Origin of the sequence: Caballeronia sp. GAWG1-1 (assembly GCF_023631465.1) — a bacterium.
Taxonomy (GTDB): Bacteria; Pseudomonadota; Gammaproteobacteria; order Burkholderiales; family Burkholderiaceae; genus Caballeronia.
On sequence record NZ_JALQDB010000032.1, the window covers coordinates 165,907 to 189,046 of the forward strand.

Genomic DNA, 23,140 nt, shown 5'->3' on the forward strand with positions numbered 1-23,140 from the left:
GATTCGATCATGCGGTTTCGGCCGATGTTTCGGCGAGCCATTGCGCGTAAGCGCGAATGCCCGCTTCGAGATCGAGGCGCGGCCTGTAACCCAAGTCCGTGGCCGCCGCCGAAATGTCGAAGCGTTCCTGATTCTCGTCGAGCGGATCGGGACCGGGCGCGAGTTCGATATCCGCGCCGGGCATCACGCGGCGTACGATATCCGCCACTTCGCCGAGCGTCGCGCGCACGCCACCGGTGATGTTATAGGTGCGGCGCGGCAGCGACGGCGCATCGAGCGCGGCGACGAGCGCGGCGGCGGCATCGTCGACATGAATGTACTGGCGATGAAAGTCGAGGCCGAACGGCACGTGCGTCGGCTGCTTCGTCATGGCGTCGGTAAGCATGCGGCGGATCATGCAGTCGGTCGTGCGATGCGGGCCGTACACCCACGACAGCCGCAGACTCACGCCATCCACGCCGTATTGCCGCGCGTAGGCGCTGACGAGTTGCTCGCCGCAGACCTTGCTCGCGCCGTAAAGACTGGCGGGCGCGAGCACGACATCTTCGGGGACGGGACCAGGCGGCGTATCGCCATAAGCGCTCGTCGACGAGCAATACACGAAGCGGCGCGCGCCATGTATGCGCGCTATTTCCAGCATGTTGGCCGTGCCGCCGATGTTCACGTCGAACATGGCGGCGGGGTTATCGCGCGCGACCATCGGCCCGGAAAACGCACCGCAATGAATGACGCCCGACACGCCGCCGCGCGCCAGCGCATGCAGTCCGTGCACGTGGCGCAGATCGCATTCGGCGACGGTGACATCGTCTATGCGCAGCCCGCCGCTGCGATCCATCGCGACGACTTCATCGCCACGCGCGTTTAAAAGCCGGACCACCGCGCGGCCCACGAGCCCCGCCGCGCCCGTTACGATGATTCTCTGCGGCACGCTCATTGTCTTTCTCCCGCGACATCGAGATGGTGAACCGTCTTTGCGACTTCCTCTATCGGCAACTCGGCCTTCAGGAGCTTGCGCGTGTACTCTTCGACCGGCCGCTCGAATACGGTTTCAGCCTCGCCAGTTTCGATGATCCTGCCGTTGCGCATGACCGCGACATAGTGCGCGAGCGAGCGCACGGAGTTCAGATCGTGCGTGATGAACAAGGCGGACAAGCCCATCTCTGCCTGCAGGTTACGCACGAGGTCGATGATCTGCGCACGCACGCGAATATCGAGCGCGGTCGTGCATTCATCGAAGACGACGAAGTCGGGATTGGCCGCGAGCGCCCGCGCAATGCCCACGCGTTTCTGTTCGCCCGCCGTCAACTCATGCGGATATGCAGTCGCGCGCCGTCGCGACAGATTCACGAGATCGAGCAGATGCAGCACGCGCGCCTCGCGGTCGGCGCGCGTGAGCTTCTCGCCGAGCGCGAACGGCTCCGCAATCAGATCGCGGACCTGCCAGCGCGGATTGAGCGATACATAAGGCTCCTGGAAGACCATCTGCATGCGCCGCCGCACGGCCCGGAACGCGCGCTCCGACAGATCGAGCGTGTTCACACCATCGAAGCGAATCACGCCGGAGTCCGCATCGAGCAGACGCAACAAGCATTGGCCGGTCGTCGTCTTGCCCGAGCCGCTCTCGCCGACGAGCGCGAGGGTTTCGCCCTTCGCGATGGCGAAGGACACATCGTCGATCGCGTGCACGACGGCATGATTGCGGTCCGAGACGAAGGTCTTCACCAGGTGTTCGACTTCGAGCAAAGGACGGCGCGCGGCGGCCTTGTCGGCGTCCGTGCGCAGATCGGGTTCGCGCGGCGCGGGGCGCGCTTTCGCGGCATCGAGCAACTCGCGGCTGTACGGTTCTTGCGGGCTGCGCAGAAAAGGTCCGACCGAAGCGAGCTCGATCAGCCGGCCGTCTTTCATGATCGCCACGCGGTCGCAATAGTTGGCGACGACGCCGAGATCGTGCGTGACCATCACGACGCCGAGGCCCAGATCACGGCCCTTCTGCGCGAGCAGATCGAGCACCTGCAACTGGATCGTCGCGTCGAGACCGAGCGTGGCGTCGTCGGCGAGCAAGACCTTGGGCTGGGCGATCAACGCCATCGCAATGACCACGCGCTGCGCCATGCCGCCCGATAGTTCGTGCGGATAAGCATGCGCGCGCGCTTCCGGATTCACGATCCCCACTTGCTTAAAGAGTTCGATCGCCTCGCGCCACGCCGCCTGCCGTCCAATGCGTTTATGCACGCGCAAGACGCGCACGATCTGCGCGCCGACCGTCTCCACCGGATCGAGCAGCATCTTTGCATTGGTGCCGATCAGCGCGACCTCGCCGCCGCGAAAGCGCCGCTTCTCGCGCGCGGGCATGTCGAGCACGGATTGCCCCGCGAGCATCACCCGCCCGCCGTCGATGTGTCCGCCCTCCGGCAACAGGTCGATGATCGAGCGCGCCAGCACCGACTTGCCCGCGCCGGTTTCGCCGACGATGCCGAGAATCTCGCCCTGGCGCAGCGTGAAGCTCACTTCATCGAGAACGCGGCGGGCGGGAGTATCGCCGAACGAGACGGTGAGCCGTTCGACTTCCAGCAGTACGGGTCGCGAAGACGCGTTCATTGCTCACCTCGCGAGACGGGTTCCGCAATACGTTTGACGGCATCGCCGAGAATGGCGAAGGTCAGCACGGACACGATGATGGCAAGGCCCGGAAAGAGCGCCGCCCACCACACGCCGAGAATCATTTGCTGCGCGCCGTTGGCAACCATCAAGCCCCATTCGGGCGTCGGCATGCGCACGCCCGCGCCGACGAACGAAAGACCCGCGGTCAGAAGAATCGCCATGCCGATGCTGATCGAAACCTGCACGATGGCCGGCGTGATCGCGTTCGGCAGAATGTGGCGGAACATGATGCCCGCGTCCGTCGCGCCGCTGCAACGCGCCGCGCTGATGAACGGGCGGTCGCGCAACGAGAGCACTTCGGCGCGGATCAGGCGCGCGAACATCGGAATGAAAAGCACGGCGAGCACGATCGCCACGTTCCAGATTTCCTGGCCCATGACAGACACCAGCGCCATGCCGATAACGAACACCGGAAACGACTGAATGAAGTCGAACACGCGCATCACGAGTGTGCTCAACATACTCCGGTAGTAGCCGATGAAAAGACCAATCGGCACGCCGATCACGAAGGCAATCGCCACCGCCGTCACGCTGATCAGCAGGTTGATGCGCGTTGCGTAGATCACGCGCGAGAGAATGTCCATGCCCGATACATCGGTGCCGAACCAGTAGTGCCACGAAGGCGCCTTCAGAATGTTGGACGGGTCCGCTTCTATTGGCGAATGCGGCGCGATGAGCGGCGCAAACACGATCAGCACGATCTGCAACACGAGCAGCGCAAGCCCGAAGATCAGCGCTTTGTCGAGACGCTGGCGAAAAGCGGAGAGCGCGTTCATCGGTTTCATATTTCGATCCTCGGATCGGCGAGTCCGTAGAGGACGTCCACCGCCGTGTAGACGAGCAGAATGAAGGCCGCCGCGACGAGCACGAAACCCTGCAACGCGGGATAGTCGCTGTTCATGACGGCCTGCACCGCGTATTGCCCGAGGCCGCCCCACGCGAAGATGGTCTCCACGAGCACGGCCGCGCCAAGCAGGAAGCCGAACAGAAAACCGATCATGGTGATGATGGGCGGCAAGCTGTTGCGCAGCGCGCTTCGCACGAGCATGGGCTCGGAAAGCCCGGACGCGCGCGCATGGCGGATGAACTCGCTGCGATAGATGCCCTCGAAAGTCGAACGCGTGAGCTTCATCAGGCCGCCCATGTTGACGATGGTGAGCGTGAGCACCGGCAGCCACAGATGCGCGACCGCCGAGCGCCACGCTTCCCAGTCCCCGGCAATCACGCTGTCGATGGTGTAGAAGCCGGTGACGGTGGGCGGCGGCGTGACGAATGAATCGACGCGTCCGAACGGCGCGGGCGCAATGCCCGCCATATGAAAGAGCGCGTAGATGAGGAGGAGCCCGACCCAGAAGTCCGGTATCGCGCCGGCGGCAAGTCCGTAGACGCGGCTCGCGCGATCCACCAGTCCGCCCGCTCGCACCGCCGAGGTCACGGCGATCCCAACGCCGAGCACGACGGTGAGGATCATCGAATAGGTGATGAGTTCGAGCGTGGCGGGCACGCGTTGCAGCAGATCCACGGTGACGGGGTTCGAGGTGAACATCGAGGTGCCGAGGTCGCCGTGCATCAACGCGACGAGATATCCGCCGAATTGCGACCACACCGTGCCGTTGAGATGCAGCTTCTCGCGCAACGATGCAATGGCGTCTGGCGTCGCCATGTTGCCGAGCATGAGCAACGCGGGGTCGCCCGGCAGGAGGCGGATCAGCAGGAAGGTCGCGAACATCACGCCGAACATCTGCGGGATGAGAATGCCGATCCGCGCGACGACGATGCGAAGCGGTCGCGGCGCCGAACGCCACGCGGTGAAGAGGGACATCGCGAACTCCTTCAGGAGGATCGCGCCGCGAAGCCGCCGCTGGCTTGCGCGGCGGCGTCACGGCGTCAGGACCTCAGTTCTTGGAAAAGTCGTACCAGGTATTGCCGTTGGTCGTGTTCCAGCTATAGCCCTTGATGTTGGCGCGCGTGGCAAGCTGATAACCCGGATTGATGAGGAACACCCACGGTGCTTCGCCCATCACGAGTTGCTGCACGCGCTCCATCGAAGTCTTGCGCTTGGCTTCGTCGGTCATCGAAAGACTGTCGTTGATGAGCTTGTCGACTTCCGCATCCTTGTAATGCGAATAGTTGATGAGCGACGCGCTGTTGAGCCAGAGATTCGTCACGTAAGCGGCATCCGGCACGATAGCCATGTCGCGGAAGAAGTACATGGGAATGGTGCCCTTCGAATAGCGCTCGACGAGCGTCGATGCAGGCAGCTTCTGCAATTCCACGTCCACGCCGATCTTCGAGAAAGCCGTCTTCAGGATGATCGCCAGTTCTTCCTCGGTCTGGTCGCCGGTGGGATAGCCCAACTGCGTTTTGAAGCCCTTCTCGTAGCCCGCTTCCTTCAGCAAAGCACGCGCTTTGTCGAGGTCCTCGGTGTAGTGGTAGTACTGATCCGTGTACGCGGGATAGATCTCCGATACCGGGCTTTTGGTGGGCCGCGCCGTGCCGTAGAACACGGACTTGAGGATCTGCTCGCGCGGCACCGCGTAGTTCAGCGCCTGACGCACCTTGTCGTTGTTGAAGGGCGCAACGGCGTTGTTCATTTCCACGCGCTGAATGTAGTTGCCGTAGACCTTCCACACTTTCACGCCGGGCATTTTTTCGAGCGTGGCCTGTTCGCGCGGCGCGAGCCATTCGGCCACATCGACGGCGCCCGCCTGCAACGCCGCGAGACGGTTGGCCGACGTCGGCATCTCGCGGAACACGATACGCGTGAGCTTCGGCGCGCCGCGATAGTAGTTCTTGTTGCTCTCGTAGACCACTTCCTGGCCGGGCGAATACTTCGTGACCTGATACGGCGCGAACGATGCCGAATGGCTCGCGAGCCAGCGCGATCCCCACGGGTCGTCCGGCGTGATGTGCTTCTTGATCTCGACCGAATCGATGATGCCGAGATCGTTGTTCACCCACAGCCGTTCGATCAGCGGCGACGAACCCGGCAGCGTGACCTTCACCGTGTGGTCGTCTATTTTCTTGAAGGCCGTGTCGAAGTCGGTGATCTTCAGCACCTGCGTCATATACCAGCGGAACGTCGCCTTCAGATTCCAGCCGCGCTGGAAGGTCCACATGACGTCGTCGGCGGTGAGCGTGTTGCCCGCATAGCTCTTGACGCCGGGGCGCAGATGGAAGGTGATCGAAGTCTTGTCGGGCGAAGTCTCCCAGCTTTCAGCGAGCGCACCCTTGAGCTTGCTGAAGTCCTCGACGGTCACGCCGTTTTCACCCGGCTTCATCTCATAGGTGAGCAAGCGTTCGAACACGTTGCGGCGCGCCTCGTGACTGGCTTCGGTCGGCGGATATTCTTGATCCAGCGACTCCGGCGTGCGCGGCCCGGCCACGACCAGAACCGAATTGTTGTTCTGCGCGAAGACGGGCATGGCAAGCGCGCCGATGCCGAGCGCGGCGGCCGCCGCGATAAGCCGCGCAAGCTGGATGGAACCCGCTCGCGTCAATGCGGACGCGGGCTTGGCGTCGTAGGTTTGCGACATGACACGCTCCTTGCGTGAAGATGAGACCGGTGGGATCGGATGGAACCGTTGATGCGAACTCGAAACAGACGCGTCGCGCTTCATCGCGCCGCGCGGCCGGTAGGTTTGGCCGGAACGATGGTGGGCAGGCCGCGCGGCAAGAAGCGTCCGCGTCCCGGCGTGCCGAAGTAGCGCCTTCCGTCCCACACGACTTCGCCGCCCGTGATGGTGTAGGCCGGCCAGCAATCGAGCGAGCGGCCTTCGTATGGCGTGTAATCGACGGCGTGATGCAGCATGGCGTTGGTCAGGCGCACGGGGTCGTCGGGATGCTCGTCCCAGATCACGAGATCGGCATCCGAACCGATCGCGATGGTGCCTTTGCGCGGATGCAGCCCGTAGGTCTTCGCGGGGTTGGTCGCGGTGAGTTCGACGAAGCGGTTGATCGAAATGCGCCCGGTCATCACGCCTTCGGAATAGAGCAGCGGCAGTCTCGTTTCAATGCCCGGAATGCCATTCGGGATATACGGAAACGCGACTTCCTCGCCGCCGGGCTTCTTGCCCGTGGGACTTTCGAAGGAGAAGGGTGCGTGGTCGGACGAGAACACGGTGAACGTGCCGTCCGCGAGCGCGCTCCAGATCGCTTCCTGACTATCGCTGTCGCGCGGCGGCGGACTGCACACACAGCGCGCGCCTTCGTAGCCGTCGTCCATGCCGAGGTCCTCGGCCGTGAGAAACAGATATTGCGGGCAGGTCTCGGACAGCACCTTGAGGCCGCGGCTTCGCGCCCATTGAATCTGCTCGACCGCGTCGCGCGCGGAGACATGCACGAGCAGCATTGGCACGTTGACGAGTTCGGCCAAGCTGATGGCGCGATGCGTGGCTTCGCGCTCCACGAGCATGGGACGCGAGGCGGCGTGATAGCGCGGCGCGGTGAGACCCGCGTCGAGCAGGCTTTCGGTGAGCCACGCAATGCACTCGCTGTTTTCCGCGTGGATCATTGCCATGGCGCCGTGCGCGCGGGCCAGCGCGAGCAGCCGCAGAATCTGGCCGTCGTCGAGCTTCATGTCGTCGTAGGTCATGTAGATCTTGAACGACGTGTAGCCCTCCGCGATGAGCTGCGGCAACTCATTCGCCATGACGTCCGGCGTCGGGTCCGAGACGATCAGGTGAAAGCCGTAGTCGATGCTCGCCCGTCCTTCCGCGCGCCGGTGATAGTCGTCTACGGCCGCGCGCAGCGTTTGCCCTTTTTGCTGCGCCGCGAACGGGATGATCGTCGTGGTGCCGCCGCAGGCCGCCGAGCGCGTGCCGGACTCGAAGTCGTCGGTCATGCGGGCGGGCGGCGCGATGGGCTGATCCAGATGGCAATGCGCGTCGATGCCGCCGGGCGTGGTGATGCGGCCTTGCGCGTCCACTTCACGCTTGCCCGCGCCGAGTGACAAACCCATCTGCACGATGCGGCCGTCCTTCACACCTATGTCGGAGAGGAACGTATCGCTTGCGGTGGCAACTTGGGCGTTGCGAATCACGAGGTCGAATTCTGCGTCCATGCATGCTCCGGTGTAGCGGGCGTTGTTGACATGTTCAAGTAAACTACACCGAAAAATATCGTGTCAAAAATACTTTTGTTGTTAACAACGTTGTTGACTAGATTCCTAGCCGATCAGCGGCAACGCGCGCCGGGACGTTCAACGGTCCGGGCGCGCGTGGTTTTGTGAGGAAGGAAGGGTTTGAAGCGGAGGGCGTTGAGTCTTACCGATCAAAGCGGACTAAATGCCGCGAGTTCCCCGACGTAACGCTTGGCCAGCGGCCGTGCGAATTCCCCGCGCTTGGCGGTATTGAGCTTCAACGTGACGAGCGCCTCGCACCACTTGAGCGCGGCCGTCACGCCGTCGATGACGGGCACGCCCAGCGTGTCCTGCAACTCCGCGCACAGATCGGCCATGCCCGCGCAGCCGAGCACGATCGCCTCGCTGCCGTCTTCGTCGAGTGCGCGCCGGCATTCTTCGAGGATCGTGGCGCGCGCGGCCGAACCGGGCGTTTCGAGTTCGAGCACGGCGAGTTCGGTCGCGCGCACGTTGCGGCAAAAGCGCTCCATGCCGTAGCGCTGCGCGAGATGCCAGGCAAGTCCGCGCGTGCGTCCGAGCGTCGTCACCACGGAAAAGCCCGGCGCAAGCACGCTCGCGGCATGCATCGCCGCTTCCGCGATGCCTATCACCGGTCCGCGCGCGAGTTCGCGTGCGGCGTAGAGGCCGGGGTCGCCGAAGCAGGCGATCACATACGCGTCGCAGCCTTCTTGCTCGCCGCGCGCCACTTCCATGAGGAGGCCGGGCGTGGCGAGCGCATCGTCGTAATGGCCTTCGATCGAAGGCGGGCCCATTGTCGGACTGACTGCCACGACTTCCGTGCCGGGCGAAGCGACCGCGCGCGCGCAGCGGGCCATCGCGTCGGTCATGCCTTGCGTCGTGTTGGGATTGATGAGCTTGATGCGCATGACTTCCTTTCGTTCGATTCGTGGCCTGAACTCAAGCGCCGCCCAAAAGCCGGGTCAGCGCGAGCGCGACGGTCTTCGTCGCAATACGCATGTCTTCGAGCTTGACGTGCTCGTCCGCGCGATGTCCGTTCGCTTCCAGCAGCGTGCGCGGCCCCGCGCCATAGATCACGGTCGGCACGCCCGCTTCGCAATAAAGGCGCGCGTCGGTATAGAGCGGCACGCCTTCGGCAGGTATGTCGATGCCCATGATCGTGAGCGCCGCGTCCTGCAACGCGTGCGTGAGACGTTCCGCGCCCGGCAGCGTGCGCATGGGCGTCGCGGCCAGCACTTCGCGCGTGGTGATGGTGATGCCCGGCAGTTCGCGCGCCGCATCGCGCACGACGCTTTCCAGGCGTTCACGCGCGCGCGTCGGATCTTCCTCGGGCACGATGCGCCGGTCGAGCCGCAGCTTCACGCGGTCGGGCACGACATTGGTGTTGATGCCGCCTTCGATCAGCCCGACGACGAGCGTCGGATGCTCGATACCGGGCGTGGCCGAGCGAATCTCCTGCAACTCGCGCCGATGCGCATACAGCGCGTTCAGCACGACGGTCGCGGCTTCGAGCGCGTCGTGTCCGGTATCGGGCCGCGCCGCATGCGCCGACTTGCCGCTCACCGTGACTTCCAGATGCAGGCAGCCGTTGTGCGCAACCGTGATGGCGTAGCTGAAGCCCGCGCAGATGGCGTAATCCGGCTTGACGATGCCTTCGGCAAGCAACCATCCCGGCCCGAGCAGACCGCCGGTTTCCTCGTCGTAGGTGAGATGCAGCTCGATCGTGCCTTTGAGGTCAACGCCGCTTTCGACCAGCGCCTTCAACGCGAACGCATACGTGGCGAAATCCGACTTCGATACCGCCGCGCCGCGCCCGTACAACGCGCCCTCGCGAATCTGCGCGCCGTACGGGTCGCTCGACCACCCCTCGCCGGGCGGTACCACATCGCCATGCGCGTTGAGCGCGATGACAGGTCCAACGCCAAAGCGTTGCCGCACGACGAGATTCGTCACGCTCTGCATGCCCGCCGCCTCGACGAGCGTTTGCGGCACCGCGTGACGTTCGACTTCGAAGCCGAGCGCTTCGAGCAGCCCGGCAGTCATGTGCGCGTGCTGCGCGCAGTCGCCGGGCGGATTGTCGGAAGGCTTGCGCACGAGCGCCGCGAGAAATTCCACTTGCGCTTCGAAGCGCGTGTCGATCGATTGTAAAAGCGCCTGCACGTTCGGTCTCCGCATCAGATGCGCGACGACGGCGCGTAAAACGGCTCGCGCGGCGTCTCGCTTTCGCCGGTTAGATAGCCATCATAGAACGCCTTGACGTGCGGAAACACGGCGCGCCCCAATTCGCGGCGCGCGGTCTCTTCCGGGCTGCGCGGCTGCGAGAGCGTACGCGCGATGTCTTCGAGCACCGCATCGCGATCCATACGCGTGAAGCGGCCTTCGCGATACACCACTTCGCCACCGATCATCACGGCATCGACGGCATTGGTCTTGGCGCGCATCATCAACGCGTCGAGCATGGGAATGTCGTCGTCCTGATACGGCCACGTCGCGGTCTTGTAGTTCATCAGCACGAGATCGGCGAGACGCCCCTCTTCGAGCCTGCCGATACGCGCGCCGAACGGCGTCGTACGCGCGCCGTCCTCGCTTGCCATCTTGAGAATCTGCGGGCATGTCGGCACGTCGTCGTCCATGCCCGGCGTGCGGTGAACGTTGAGCGCAAGACGCATCTCCTGAAGCATGTCGCGATCTTCGTTGATGCCCGCTTCGTCGAGCCCCATGCCGACCGTCACGCCATGCCGCGCAAACGCGTTAAGCGGCGCGACGCCGCTGCGCAGCCGGAAGTTCGAACTGCAGTTATGGCAGATGCAGGTGCCCGTATGCGCGATGGTCTCGATGTCCGCCTCGGTGAGCCAGACACCGTGGCCGAGCGTGAGCGAAGGACCGAGCAGGCCCAGATCGTTCAGATGGCCGACTGCCGTCTTGCCCGAGCGACGCCGCGCATATTCCTTTTGATACGCGGTTTCGACCAGATGCATGTGCATGGGCACGCCGTGCCGTGCCGACTTCTCCTTGAGCGCGAGCAGCGTGTCGTCGCTGCACCAGTGAAGGTTGGCCGGCGCGAGCTGAATGGCCGTTAGCGCATGGCCTTCGTTCTCGCGGGTGAGGGCATCGAAGAGTTGCAGATAATCCGCGAGCGGGATGCGAAAACGCCGCAGATGCGCCCGCAGCTTATCGCCGGTTTCGGACGGCAGGCGGTTGCAAAAGTCGTCGTCGGCTTCGTAGACGAGCAGGTTCTGATCGCGCACCGCGAAGCTGTACGACGCGCGCATGCCGAGATCGCGATAAGCATCGAGCACGCGCGACGCGGCCCGATGGATGGCATCGAGCGGACCGGGACGCCAGCCGTGAATATGCTGCACGGTCGTGATGCCCGAGGCGATCATCTCGAAGGCGGAGTAGAGCGTGTCCAGATACAAGTCGATATCGCGTGCCCCCATGCGGCTCGCGAACCAGAGTTCGAGCGCATGGTCCGGCGAGCCGAGTTGCACCGGCGTGAGACCGACATGATGGTGGCTGTTGACGAAGCCCGGCATCAGCACCGTGTCGGGCGAACCGAGGCGCAGCGCGTGCGGATACTTCTGCACCATCGCATCGCGCGGGCCGATCTCGACGATCACGCCATCGCGTTGATACAGCGCCGCGTCGCGCACCACCTCGGCCGCATGCCGGTCGGCCGCGCCTTTCACAATCCATCCTGCCACGATCAATGATTCGGACATCGCGTTCTCTGCTCTCTCGAAGTGAATGGGGAAAATCAGAACGACGGCGTGCCGTATAGATCGGTCCGCCGATGCGCGTAATAATTGAGCCGACGCCGCGTGCGCGCGATATCCGCGTGCACGAGCGTCGCGCTCACGATGCCTGCGCCGAGCATGCCGGACCGTCGCGCGAGCACCGCTCCATCGGCCGCGATCACACACGATTCGCCGAAGTTGTCGATACGCGCGTCATCGAGAAACTCGTCGCCGGCCTTGTTCGCGCACAGCACGGCGAGGCCGTTTTCGCGGGCATGCGTGCGCATTTCACCGACGAAGAAGTCCATGTCGTCGCCGCCGCTGCCCGCCACCGGCACGATCACGAGGTCCGCGCCTTGTGCCCGCAGCGCGCGCCAGCACTCGGGAAAACGCCGGTCATAGCAAACCAGCACGCCCACGCGCCAGACGCCGACGTTCACCACATGCAGACCCGAGCCGGGCGTGAAATGCGCGGGCTCGTCATAGCCGGGCGGGGGATCGTCGCCGACGGGCAAGTGCAGCTTGCGGGCAACCGGGCCTGCATTCGCACGCAACGTTGAGCCTTTGGCATCGAAGCCAAGCACCGCGTTGTGATAGCAACCGCTCGCCGGATCGTGCTCGTAGAACGGCACGATGAGCGCGGCATCGCATTCCTTTGCGAGCGCGGCCCACTTATCGGCGAAAGCGCCTTGCGCGGGATTCGCCCATTCGCGATAACGTCCCGCAGGCGAGCCCGCGAAATACGGCACCGTCGCGAGTTCCGGCAGCGCGATGAGACGCGCGCCTTCGTTTGCGGCGCGGCGGACGGCATCGAAAGCGATGGCCGCGTTGTGCGCGAGATCGGTGGTGCAGGGCGGCGATTGAATCGCGGCTACGCGAAGCACGTCGTCGGTCACTTGATGCGCTCCTGCTCCGCGAACGCGCGGTCAACTTCGTCGCGCAACAGGTCGGTCAATCGATCGGCGAGCGCGTGAAAGGCCGGGCTGCGCGAATCGCGTGGACGCGGCATGTCGACGGGAATGATCGTCTTGATCCGCCCGGGCCGCGCCGTGAACACGACGATACGATCCGCGAGCGCAATGGCTTCGTCGATATGATGCGTGACGAAGACCATCGATACGCCCGCTTGCCGCCACACCTGAATCAGAAAGTCCTGCATGCGGGCGCGCGTTTGCACATCGAGTGCGGCGAAGGGTTCATCGAGCAGCAGGATTTCCGGCTTGAGCGCAAGCGCGCGCGCCACGGCCGCGCGCTGCCGCATGCCGCCCGACAACTGATCCGGCCGCTTGTCGATGGCTTCGGAAAGTCCCACGCGTTCGAGAATCTCCTGCGCGACCTGGCGGCGGCGATCCTTTGGCACATGCTGCATCTTCAGGCCGAACGTGACGTTCTCGCCAACCGTGAGCCATGGATAAAGCGACGCCTCCTGAAACACGAGCCCGCGATCCGTGCCCGGCGCATGCACTTCCGCGCCGCCGCACACAATGCGGCCTTCGGTCGCCTGTTCGAGTCCCGCCATGAGAAAGAGCAGCGTGCTCTTGCCGCATCCGCTCGGACCCAGAAAGACGACGAACTCGCCGCGCGCTACTTCGAGGTCGATGTCGCGTAAAGCCACGAACGGTTCGCCGTCCGTCTCCCACGTCTTGCCGACGCCCGTGCAGGTCACGAGCGGTGGCTGGCCGCGGCGCTTCGGTGCAACGTCGGCAAAGGCTTGTTCGGTCATGTCATTTCCTCAGGCCGCTTTCCGGCACCCAAAACAGCACTTTGCGCTGCACGATGCGCAACAGGTAATCGAACGCGAAACCGAGCACGCCGATCAGCGTCATCGTGAAGAACGAAAGGCTCGCGTTGAAGGTATTGCGCGAGAGCATCACCACTTGTCCGAGCCCGCTGCCCACGCCGGTCGCCTCCGCAATCAGCACGACCATCCACGCGCCGAACAGGTTCATGCGCAGCACCATGAAAAGCGACGGCAGAATCGCGGGCAGGATCACATGGCGAAACGTCTGCGCGCGCGTGGCGCCCATTACGGCGGCCACGTTCAGCTGCGTACGGCTCACGCTGTCTATTTGTCCGATGGTCGATACCGTCATCACGAAAAAGAGCGAGATGAAGACCATGAACACCGCTGGCCCATTGCCGATGCCGAACAGAAAGATCGCGACAGGCAGCCACGCAATGGGCGAGATCGGCGCAAGCAGCGTAATGGTGGGCAGCGTGAGATTGCCGAAGAGACGAAAGTAACGGATGGCCACGCCCATCGCCACCGCGCAAACGAAGCCGAGCGTGAGACCTGCGAGCACGCGCAAGGTAGTCGCGGCGATGGTCATCGCCAGCGCGCCGAACGCCGTGCCGCTCGACTGCTCGCCGATCACATCGCTCGACAAAAAGTACTGCGCCTGCGAGCCGAAGTTGCGCAAAAAGATATGCGGCGGCGGCAGCAGGAGTGGATCGGCCCAGTGCAGCGCCCAGGCCGCTTCCCACACGGCGATGAAGCACGCAAGCGAAGCGATGCCCCACAGAAGCGGCACGATGCGCGCAAGGAGCGGCGCGCGCCGCGCCCGCATGCGTCCATCGGCGGTCTTGTCGCTCGCGCGCTTCAGGCGGGAAGTGGCGTATCCCATGAGGCTGCTCATGCGGTCTTTCGCTGCAATTGCGCGTACAGGTCGCCGTTTTCCTTGATGACTTCGGTGAGCGGCCCCCAGTCGAACATGTCCTTGCCTGGCAGCTTCTTGATGTAGCGAAGCTCCTTCAGATTTTCCGCGCGGCCGAGGATGAACGCTTCGTTGCCACGCTGATCGATCATCGGCGGCTGCTTGGTGGCGGCGTCGAGCGTGGCGTCGTAGCTCGTCTTGAAGTATTTGCCGACGGTGTCCTTCACGGCGGTCGCGCGATCCTGTTCTTCCTGATGCTGCGCGACCATCATGGCCTTGATGAGCGACTTCACGGCATCGCGATTCTCGTGCAGCAACTTCTCGCGCACCGCGAGCACGCAGTCGGAATAGTTCGCGCCGTACACATCGACGCCATTGGAAAGCATGACCGAACCCGCGCGCGACTTCAGCGCCTGCGTGGCGTACGGCTCGATATGGCACATCGCATCGATATTGCCCGCGATGAACGCCTGCGCCAGTTCCGGCGACGTGCCGAAGTAGCGCACCTTGACGTCCTTGAAGCTCATGCCCGCTTTCTTCAGATAGTCGTAGGGCAGCATTTCGAGCGTATCGGCCTGGAACGTGCCGATGGTCTTGCCGCGCAACTGCTCCGCCGACGTGATGCCCGGCTGCGCGACGATCACGCAGCCCTGCACGCCCGATCCCGCGACGACCTTGATGGGCGCGCCCGCATCGTAGAGCGTCATGAAGTTGGTGTACGGCACGACGCTCACATCCACGACGCCCGCGCCGAAGAGCGCCGCGATGTCGGCATTGGTCGGCGTGGTCACGAAATCGAGCGTCACGCCTTGCGCCAGATTGCGCTCCTTCACGAGAAAGAACGGGCAATTACAGAGGCCCGTGCCGTGCGTCGCCTTGAGCGTGAGACCGCCGGCCGCGCTGGCGTTGGTGAGCCATGCGCCGCCGAGCATCGCGCCGCCCGCCATGCAGGCACTGCGCGCAAGAAAGTCGCGCCGCTCGTGGCTGATTGCGCTAAGACGCAGCGATGCCGCGTTTTTATCGATGAATTTCCTGAACATCGTGATATCCCCGTCAAATTGAACAAAGGCGTTTCATTGGAAAATCGGTCCGGACTTGAGCAAGCCGTCGAGCAGATCGAGGGCGAAGATGTCGCTCAAGCGCGGCGTGATACGCATGCGTCCAAGCGCTTCGAGTGCCGATGCCCGCGCGAGCACGCTGGCGCGTAACGGCCGAATGTCGACATCGGATGGCTGACGCGCCATGCCCGCGAGCAACTCGTCATGCGAAAACTCGGGCCATCGATGCGCACTCGCGCGCAACGCGGCGTGCGGATCGCGCTCGATGAGCGCTTGCGCTTCGAGCATGCCGGCGAGCACTTCGCGCACGATGTCCGGCTGTGCCACGAGAAAACTTTCACGCGCGACGAGCAGTGTGTCGGGATAGTCGCCGCCCCATGCTTCTATGCCGTCGCAGAGCACATCGAAGCCTTGCGCCACGAAGCGCGAGATATACGGTTCCACCAGCGTCAACGCGGCAATGCGGCCGGCGAGCAGATCGCTGGCGGCGGCGGTCAGCGAGCCGAAGTGCACACACTCGACCTCGCTCATGCCGACGCCGTAAATGCGCAAGGCGTCGTAGAGCAGGGCTTCCATGGGGTCGTCGGCGAAGGTGCCCACGCGCTGGCCGCGCAGTGCCTCGACGGTCAAACCGCCTTGCCCGACCAGCGCCATGCCGAGCTTGCCGCTGCCGCCGACGATGCGCAGCGGATCAGGCAACGCGTGATCGACTAACGCTTGCGTGAAGCCCGTGGTGCCGAGTTGCGCCGCACCGGTACGTAACAGCGCGGCCGTCGATTTGAATTCGGCCAGCTCTGGTGCTTCGGCATGAAGTCCGCGCGCTTCGAGCAAGCCCGCGTCGATGGCGACGAAGAGCGGCAGATTGGAAAGCGCACCGCCGTGCGCCAGCAACAACTTTCGCATCGTGTTCCCAGTGGTGGGTTCGTTCCGTGAGACGTCGTGCAGCGCTTAGAGGCATCGCCCGAGAGCTTTAGCGAAGACCGTGCCACTTTTGCATACGTAAGTTGACGTTAGCCGCGACTGCCTTTGTTTACTAGCGATGAATATTATTGACTACAAAATCAGCTACGTTTGTATACGAGACTTGCTGCGGTTCAATTGGACCATTTCGCACCATCGGCGTGTAACGCTGCACCTTCGCGATGCTTTTTGGCACCAACAATGCTGCTTTTTGCTTGGTTTGTTCGGCGCTTCACCGTGCTGATACATACAATCCCGATTTGAATCGTATGCAATCTAAGCGGATAATCGCGCCAGGAATACCGCAGGACTCAGGAAGACCTCATGCCCACAGACAAGAAACGAAGCGCATCGAATGAACTCGACGTCAAAGGGTCATTCGATGGCGTTCAACGCAATCCCATCTACGAACGGTTGATGAACGCCATCGCCGAACATCGCCTGCATCCGGGGACGAAGCTCGCGGAAGACCGGCTCGCCGCCATCTTCGGCGTGAGCCGCACGGTGGTGCGCGCGGTGCTGCAACAGCTTTCGCATGAACTGGTGGTGACTATCGTGCCGAACCGGGGCGCGTTTATCGCGAGCCCGACGGTGGAAGAAGCGCGCGAACTTTTCGAGGCGCGGCGGCAGATAGAACTGCCCGTGGTCGAGAAGGTTTGCCGGTCCGCGACGAAGAAGGACATTGCGTCATTGAGGGCGCATGTCGCGCGCGAGGAAGATGCACGCAAGCGCAATGACCGGCGCACCGCTGTACGGCTCTCGGGGGAGTTTCATGTGTTGCTGGCGCAGCTTGGCGGCAATCGCTTCATCGAGCGCACCATGCGCGGCCTGCAGATGCTCACGTGTCTGACCATCCTGCTCTACAACGCGCCGACCTCGGAGGCGTGTCCGCACGACGAGCACGCGCGCCTGATCGATGCGCTCGAAGCCGGCAACGTCAAGCTGGCTCAAAAGCTCATGGTCGAGCATCTCGCGCACATCGAAGCTACCCTGCGCCTGCATACGGCGGAAGAAGAGGAGGACGATCTCGAAGCTATCCTGCTGCGTGGCGCGTAGCGTGCGATGTGTGCGATGCGTGCCGGGCGCGCGCTTTTGAACCGCGCGATACCGCACGCTCCACATTAATTTTCCGGCTTTAATGACTTCAGGGCGGCGCAGTATAGTGTGGCTGCAAGCGCCTCGCTTGCGGCGTCCTTCGAGACGCCCCACACGAATCATCACAGCAAAGGACGTCCGATGAGACTCCGCGTTGGCTACGATCTTGCCTATGAGTGTCCGCAGCCGACACCCATGATGCTGATGCTCAACACGCATTACTCGCATGCCAACGATGTGATCGTGGCGGACGTGCTTGCCACCAATCCGCCGGTGCCGATTACTCAGTATCGCGATGGTTTCGGTAATTTGTGCAGCCGGATCGTGGCGCCGCCGGGGCGTTTCGAACTGTCGACTTCCGCATTGCTCAATGTATCGGGCGAGTTCGAAACGCGTCCCGTGGATGGCCGGCAACACGCGGTGGAAGAACTGCCCGACGAGTGCCTTGTCTTTCTCCTCGGCAGCCGGTACTGCGAAACCGATCTGCTATCGGAAGCCGCCTGGCAACTCTTCGGCAATTCCGCGCCGGGCGCGGCCCGCGTGCAGGCAATCTGCGACTTCGCGCATCATCACATCACGTTCGGCTATCACCATGCGCGCCCGACCAAGACGGCCTGGGAGGCTTACCAGGAGCGCGTGGGCGTGTGCCGCGACTTCGCGCATCTCGCGGTGACGCTGTGCCGCGCGCTGAATATTCCGGCACGTTACTGCACCGGCTATATCAGCGATGTCGGCTTGCCGCCGCCTTATGCGCCGATGGATTTCGCGGCGTGGTTCGAGGCCTATGTCGGCGGCACGTGGCAGGTCTTCGACCCGCGCAATAACGCGCCGCGCGTTGGCCGCGTGCTGATGGCGTACGGCCGCGACGCCGCCGATGTCGCGCTCAGCAACACGTTCGGGCAGACCACGCTCGTCAATTTTCATGTCGTTTGCGAGCCCGAGCAGGGCTATTAGAGGCGCGCCGCACGAATAGTCTGCATGGTCGGGAATGCTCAATGCTCGAATAGATGTATTAGCCATTAAAAAAGCGAGCACCATCATGCGCAAGCACCTGCCCCGTCTCCTTGTTGCGGACGACGATGCCGCCATTCGTGCGGCCTGCGCTTCAGCACTATCGCTCGAAGGCTACGATGTCCATACGGCCCAAAACGGTTGCGCCGCGCTGGCCGAGATTCGCCGGTGGCGCCCCGAGATTGCCCTGATCGATGTCGAAATGCCGCTCATGGACGGGCGCGAGGTTGCGCGTCAGTTGCGCCAGGCCGACGAGCACAAACTGACGCTCCTGATCGCCGTGACCGCGTTGTCTTCGATGGCGGAACGCGCGGCATCGATACGCGCCGGTTTCAATTACCACTTCACGAAGCCGCTCAGGTTGAGCGCGCTACTCGAAACGCTGGCGCTTCACGCCAGTTCGCTAAAAAGCGCCCGCTGATTCGAGCGCCGTCGTCAAACCGAATGGCGCGCCAGGTTGATGGTGAAGATACACCCGACGCCCGGTAGGTTCGCCACGCTCAACACGCCGCCATACGTCTCGACGATCTTTTTGGAAATCGACAAGCCCAGGCCCAAGCCGCTCTTGTCGGCGGACTGCTGCGTGAATGGTTCGAACATGGTGAGCGTGGAGTCGGGCGGAAGTCCCCCGCAATGGTCTTTCACGTCCATTAGAATGCGGCCGGCCACGGCATAAGCGTTGAGCGACACTTCGCTTTGCGGGCGCGTGAACTTGAACGCGTTTTGCAGCAGATTGCCAAGTGCCGAATAAAGCGCATCGCGGTCGGCGCTGACGGCAAGCGTGCTGTCGACGGGAGACACCGTGAATTTCACGCCTCGCACTTGCGCTGCCAGTTCAGCCGCGTGCGCTACCTCGGTAATGAAGTCGGCCAACGAAAACGTCGCCGCCGACGTCCCGCCGTCCGCCAATTCCTTGACGTCCGCAATGGAGCCGTCGATTAGCGTGCGCAGCGAAGCCAGGCCACGCTGAAGTACCGTTCCCGTGGCGCCCGTCAGGCTCAGACTTCCGGTTCTTGCGGCTTCGAAGGCCGTTGTCGCGATGGACAGTGCGTTTCTCAGTTCGTGTGCAAGTTCACCCGCCCGTTCCTGAGAGGCGCGCTGTTGTTCCTGATTTGTGCTTTGCGCGCGTTGATAACTGAATTCGGTGACAGCCTTCGCAATGGCGTTATCGAGACAGCGGTTTAACGTCCGATATTCATTGATCTGGAATGGCACATCGCGCTCGTGCGCCAAATCGGTAATGGCCTGACAAAGATCGCCGTAATCGTGCACGACCTGAGCGATCGTATAACCGAGCAAATGCAGCGCGTGACCATGCTGTCCGGCCGTTGCGCCCATCTCCGATTCCGTCATGATGCCGCCGGCCGCACCCGATACCGCGCGACTCGCGAGCGGATCGCTGCCTTGCTCGATGCGCAGCGTCTTGATCAATTGGTCGAGAAACATCGGTACGCCGTTTTCGAGCTGCGCATCGGAGGCTGCGCGCGTCGGGCGGCTCGCGACCTTGGCTCGACACCGCTCCACCAGCTCTGAGCGATTATTGGAGAGGAAGTTGTGCATCATGGCCTATGTCCTTGGCGCCACGCGCGTGACCGGCCGGCCATGTGGAGGAAGCAGCTATGCCAGTGAGAGTGAGAGTCAAAAGGCGCGATTGCTCGAACAAGACCGAGCGATCCGAGCCGAACCAAAGAGCGCCTTGCGCGCTCGCGCTGCAATGCTACGCAGCCGGTTCCCGAGAAAAAGTTATTTGATTCCGCGCGTCCAATGTTGCAAATCCGTGAGTGGATTCACCGTGCACTTTGCGAGATTGATAACCGCAGCCGGCATTTCGTCGGCCCCAGATCGTTTTAGTTCTATGCATGAAGATTCATTATCATGCAACTCGCACGCGAGCCGCGCACCACGTCCCTCGCATCCTTTAAATAAGCGGGAATCACCTGTTATCGGGCTCACAGCGTATTTATTAACGGCTTGCACGTTCAAACCCGCTGAATAACGTTTAACCCGCGATGCGCAAACCTTTGCGGTGCATGGCAGCGCAGATCGATCGGCTATTTGCCGCACGGTTATCCGTAAAACTTTGGTACCGCATGAGCGTGCTCTGTCACAATGTCGCGGATGAGGAGGGAAGCCGTGAATAGACCACTTTTACCGGCGGATTCACGAGAGGCATTGGCGCGCGACATGGGCGCCGTGGCTGGAATCGGCGCGGTGCCGTCGATACTCAAGATGATCTGCGACGAAACCGGAATGGGTTTCGCGGCCGTCGCGCGCGTCACCGACTCGACCTGGACAGCCTGCGCCGTTCAGGACAACATCAATTTCGGACTGGTGCCGGGCGGACAACTCGAACTGCGCACCACGCTCTGCTCGGAATCGCGGGCCTCGCGTGCGCCGATCATCGTCGATCGATTCAGCAGCGACACCACGTATCGCGATCATCACACACCCGCCATTTACGGTCTCGAAAGCTATATTTCCGTGCCTATCGTTTTGCCGGACGGCGAGTATTTCGGCAACCTCTGCGCAGTCGATCCGCGTCCGGCGAAGGTATCCGAGCCGCGCGTCGTGCGCATGTTCGAGGTGTTCGCAAATCTCATCGGCATGCAGCTCGCCAGCGAAAAGCGGCAATGGTCCACTGAAGCGCAACTGTTCGACGAGCGCGAGACGGCGCATCTTCGGGAGCAGTTCATCGCGGTATTGGGTCACGATTTGCGCAATCCGTTGAGCGCCGTGAGCGCGAATGGCGAATTGTTGAGCCGGCGCAAGAGCGAGCCGGATCTCGTCGGTATCGGCAATCGGCTCAAGGCGACGGCGGCGCGCATGGCGCGGCTGATCGACGACGTGCTCGATCTCGCGCGCGGCCGTCTCGGCTCGGGCATGTCGGTTAGCATCGTCGCGGTGGATGACATCGCGCCTTACCTGCGCGCGGTCGTCGACGAGCTTTGCGTGGCGAACCCGTCGCGCGCGGTGAATCGCGCCATACAGGTTGATTCCGCGGTCAGTTGCGATCTCGTCCGCATTCAGCAGTTGCTTTCAAACCTGCTCGGCAACGCGATGACTCACGGCGCCGCCGATACGCCCGTCACGGTGGAGATTGCGGTAGAGCGCGATCACCTCACGCTGTCGGTGACCAATGGCGGCGAGCCTATCGCGCCGGAGACGCTCTCAAAAGTGTTCGAGCCTTATTGGCGTCCCGCGACGAGCGCGCCGGGCGGCGGGCTCGGACTCGGGCTCTATATCTGCAAGCAGATCGTCTCGGCGCACGGCGGAACGCTCGGAGTGGAATCGAGCGCCGAGATCGGCACGAGATTCACCGCGCGCATTCCGGTTCGCGCACGAGACGCCGGCTTCTAAACGGCTCAATGCGCCGCCGCAAGCTGGTTCGCGTCATCTCCCTGTTGCCAGCCGAGGCCAAGACTCTTTTGTAGCGACACGAAGTCTTTGAGCAATTCGCCCTGCGCCGCAACCACGTCCTGCTGCGCGGCGAACTGCGTGCGCTGCGCATCGAGCAGATCGATCAAGGTCGACACGCCGGCCTTGTAGCGCTGACGCACGAGGATGGCGGCGCGCTCCGACGACGCATTGACCTCTTCGAGCCGCACTAGATGCTCGCGCTGATAGCCGTAGCGCGCGAGCGCCGAATTGGCGTCCTTGAGCGCGGCCAGCACGGTCTTTTCATAACGCGCCTCGGCTTCGTCGCGCGAAGCCTTCGCGGTATCCACGCTCGCCGCCGTGCGGCCGAAGTCCAGCACGTTCCATTGCAGATACGGCACGCCGAGCCACGAGAAATTCTGCTTGCGCAGCAAATGTCCCGGGTCCGACGCCGTGAAGCCGATATCGCCGAGCAACGTCACCTTCGGAAAATAGTCCGCGACATGCTCGCCGATCTGCGCATTGCTCGATGCGAGGCGCCGTTCCGCCGCGCGGATGTCCGGACGCTGTTGCAGCATCGCCGATGGCTCGCCAATAGCCACCGAAGCTGGCAGGTCGGGCAAGGGCGCGGCCTCACCGAGTTGCGCGTCCAGCGCGCCGGGCGCGCGGCCCGTGAGCACGGCGAGTTGATCCAGCGAATCGGTGATCTGCACCTGCAACGGCACGAGCGTCGCGCGCGTGGTATCCACTTGCGTCGTGAGGCGCTCGACATCCACGTCGGCCGCCGTGCCGCGCGCGCGGCGCTGCTCGGTCAGCGTGAGCATTTGCTGCTGATATTCGGCGGTGCTGCGGCCGAGCGCGAGACGTCGTTGCTGGTCGCGCAAGCCGACGTAGGTGGACGCGACTTCCGCCGCGAGCGACACCTGCGTGTCGGCGAGATCCGCTTTGACGGCGTCGGCTTCGTCGGATGCCGCTTCGACCGCGCGACGCGTGCCGCCGAAGAGATCGAGTTCCCACGAGGCATCGAAGCCGGCGGTGTAGAAGTCGAGCGGACCACGCCCGCTGGATGTCGCCGTGCCCTGATCCGAACCTCCCGCATTGGATGCCGCGAAGCTGCCGAGATCGGGCGAGCGCATACGCAACGCCGCCGCCGATGCCGACGCCTTCGGCATGCCGTTGGCCTCTTGCCCGCGCAATTGCGAGCGCGCTTGCCGCAGTTTCGCCTGCGCGATTTTCACATCGGGATTGCTGGAAAGCGCCGCATCGACAAGATCGTTCAGCTTCGGATCGTTCAGCGCGAGCCACCACTTGGCGGGTGCATGCGAGACGTCGACGCCCTGCGGCGGCGTACGCACGAACGTCCCGCTTTTGAGCGATTCCGCCGCGATATCCGGCGCGCCACGGTAATCCGGGCCCACCGTGCACGCGGAGCAAATGAGCGCAAGCAAGAACGGCACGGCGCGCCGGCTGCGGAAGGAGTTGAGAGACATC

At 63.3% G+C, this 23,140-nt stretch carries 20 protein-coding genes; 4 read left to right on the forward strand and 16 right to left on the reverse strand.

Annotation, left to right across the window (positions count from 1 at the left end; all coding sequences use genetic code 11):
• Positions 1-7 precede the first annotated feature (7 nt).
• The 14 genes from NCT03_RS22010 to NCT03_RS22075 all read right to left on the reverse strand — a co-directional run bounded on the left by NCT03_RS22010 (position 8) and on the right by NCT03_RS22075 (position 16,111).
• Positions 8-934 (reverse strand): NAD-dependent epimerase/dehydratase family protein, encoded by a 927-nt coding sequence (locus NCT03_RS22010; protein ID WP_250467861.1) that lies wholly within the window; start codon positions 932-934, stop codon positions 8-10.
• Positions 931-2,598, reverse strand: a complete 1,668-nt coding sequence (locus NCT03_RS22015; RefSeq protein WP_250493906.1) for an ATP-binding cassette domain-containing protein — start codon at positions 2,596-2,598, stop codon at positions 931-933. Before NCT03_RS22015 ends, NCT03_RS22010 begins: the two co-directional genes overlap by 4 nt.
• A complete protein-coding gene (locus NCT03_RS22020; RefSeq protein ID WP_250493907.1) occupies positions 2,595-3,446 on the reverse strand; it encodes an ABC transporter permease in 852 nt (283 codons plus the stop codon). Before NCT03_RS22020 ends, NCT03_RS22015 begins: the two co-directional genes overlap by 4 nt.
• A complete protein-coding gene (locus NCT03_RS22025) occupies positions 3,443-4,483 on the reverse strand; it encodes an ABC transporter permease (RefSeq protein WP_250493908.1) in 1,041 nt (346 codons plus the stop codon). Before NCT03_RS22025 ends, NCT03_RS22020 begins: the two co-directional genes overlap by 4 nt.
• Positions 4,484-4,556: 73 nt before the next feature.
• Complete coding sequence (locus NCT03_RS22030) at positions 4,557-6,197, reverse strand: ABC transporter substrate-binding protein (RefSeq protein WP_250493909.1); 1,641 nt, start codon at positions 6,195-6,197, stop codon at positions 4,557-4,559.
• Positions 6,198-6,277: 80 nt separating this feature from the next.
• Positions 6,278-7,723: a dihydropyrimidinase gene (gene hydA, locus NCT03_RS22035; protein WP_250493910.1), complete on the reverse strand. Its 1,446-nt coding sequence runs from the start codon at positions 7,721-7,723 to the stop codon at positions 6,278-6,280.
• Between the two features lie 209 nt (positions 7,724-7,932).
• Positions 7,933-8,667, reverse strand: a complete 735-nt coding sequence (locus NCT03_RS22040) for an aspartate/glutamate racemase family protein (RefSeq protein ID WP_244831175.1) — start codon at positions 8,665-8,667, stop codon at positions 7,933-7,935.
• Between the two features lie 31 nt (positions 8,668-8,698).
• The gene (locus tag NCT03_RS22045; RefSeq protein WP_502800403.1) at positions 8,699-9,934 is read right to left on the reverse strand and encodes an ArgE/DapE family deacylase; all 1,236 of its coding nucleotides are present in this window, start codon (positions 9,932-9,934) and stop codon (positions 8,699-8,701) included.
• Entirely contained in the window at positions 9,934-11,481 is a 1,548-nt protein-coding gene (locus NCT03_RS22050) for an amidohydrolase family protein (protein WP_250493912.1), read from the reverse strand. Before NCT03_RS22050 ends, NCT03_RS22045 begins: the two co-directional genes overlap by 1 nt.
• Positions 11,482-11,516: 35 nt before the next feature.
• A complete protein-coding gene (locus NCT03_RS22055; protein WP_250493913.1) occupies positions 11,517-12,392 on the reverse strand; it encodes a carbon-nitrogen hydrolase family protein in 876 nt (291 codons plus the stop codon).
• A complete protein-coding gene (locus NCT03_RS22060) occupies positions 12,389-13,219 on the reverse strand; it encodes an ABC transporter ATP-binding protein (protein WP_244831179.1) in 831 nt (276 codons plus the stop codon). Before NCT03_RS22060 ends, NCT03_RS22055 begins: the two co-directional genes overlap by 4 nt.
• A gap of 1 nt (position 13,220) precedes the next feature.
• On the reverse strand, positions 13,221-14,132 hold the full coding sequence (locus NCT03_RS22065) for an ABC transporter permease (RefSeq protein WP_250493914.1): 912 nt from the start codon (positions 14,130-14,132) through the stop codon (positions 13,221-13,223).
• On the reverse strand, positions 14,129-15,190 hold the full coding sequence (locus tag NCT03_RS22070) for an ABC transporter substrate-binding protein (RefSeq protein WP_244831181.1): 1,062 nt from the start codon (positions 15,188-15,190) through the stop codon (positions 14,129-14,131). The genes NCT03_RS22065 and NCT03_RS22070 overlap by 4 nt, the downstream gene beginning before the upstream one ends.
• 33 nt (positions 15,191-15,223) lie before the next feature.
• The gene (locus NCT03_RS22075; RefSeq protein ID WP_250493915.1) at positions 15,224-16,111 is read right to left on the reverse strand and encodes an ABC transporter substrate-binding protein; all 888 of its coding nucleotides are present in this window, start codon (positions 16,109-16,111) and stop codon (positions 15,224-15,226) included.
• Positions 16,112-16,492: 381 nt separating this feature from the next.
• On the opposite strand from NCT03_RS22075, the gene NCT03_RS22080 reads away from it, so the two are divergent.
• The 3 genes from NCT03_RS22080 (at position 16,493) to NCT03_RS22090 (ending at position 18,695) form a co-directional block, all read left to right on the forward strand.
• Positions 16,493-17,224 (forward strand): GntR family transcriptional regulator, encoded by a 732-nt coding sequence (locus NCT03_RS22080; protein WP_250493916.1) that lies wholly within the window; start codon positions 16,493-16,495, stop codon positions 17,222-17,224.
• Positions 17,225-17,404: 180 nt separating this feature from the next.
• Positions 17,405-18,217, forward strand: coding sequence for a transglutaminase-like domain-containing protein (locus tag NCT03_RS22085; protein ID WP_250493917.1), 813 nt, complete (start codon positions 17,405-17,407; stop codon positions 18,215-18,217).
• Positions 18,218-18,302: 85 nt separating this feature from the next.
• On the forward strand, positions 18,303-18,695 hold the full coding sequence (locus NCT03_RS22090; protein WP_250467872.1) for a response regulator: 393 nt from the start codon (positions 18,303-18,305) through the stop codon (positions 18,693-18,695).
• Positions 18,696-18,709: 14 nt separating this feature from the next.
• Here NCT03_RS22090 and NCT03_RS22095 read toward each other — a convergent pair whose 3' ends face one another.
• A complete protein-coding gene (locus tag NCT03_RS22095) occupies positions 18,710-19,837 on the reverse strand; it encodes a sensor histidine kinase (RefSeq protein ID WP_250467873.1) in 1,128 nt (375 codons plus the stop codon).
• Between the two features lie 570 nt (positions 19,838-20,407).
• Here NCT03_RS22095 and NCT03_RS22100 point away from each other — a divergent pair.
• Entirely contained in the window at positions 20,408-21,631 is a 1,224-nt protein-coding gene (locus tag NCT03_RS22100) for a GAF domain-containing sensor histidine kinase (RefSeq protein ID WP_250493918.1), read from the forward strand.
• 5 nt (positions 21,632-21,636) lie between these two features.
• Here the strand turns inward: NCT03_RS22100 and NCT03_RS22105 are convergent, their stop codons facing one another.
• Positions 21,637-23,139, reverse strand: a complete 1,503-nt coding sequence (locus NCT03_RS22105; RefSeq protein WP_250493919.1) for an efflux transporter outer membrane subunit — start codon at positions 23,137-23,139, stop codon at positions 21,637-21,639.
• Position 23,140: the final 1 nt, after the last annotated feature.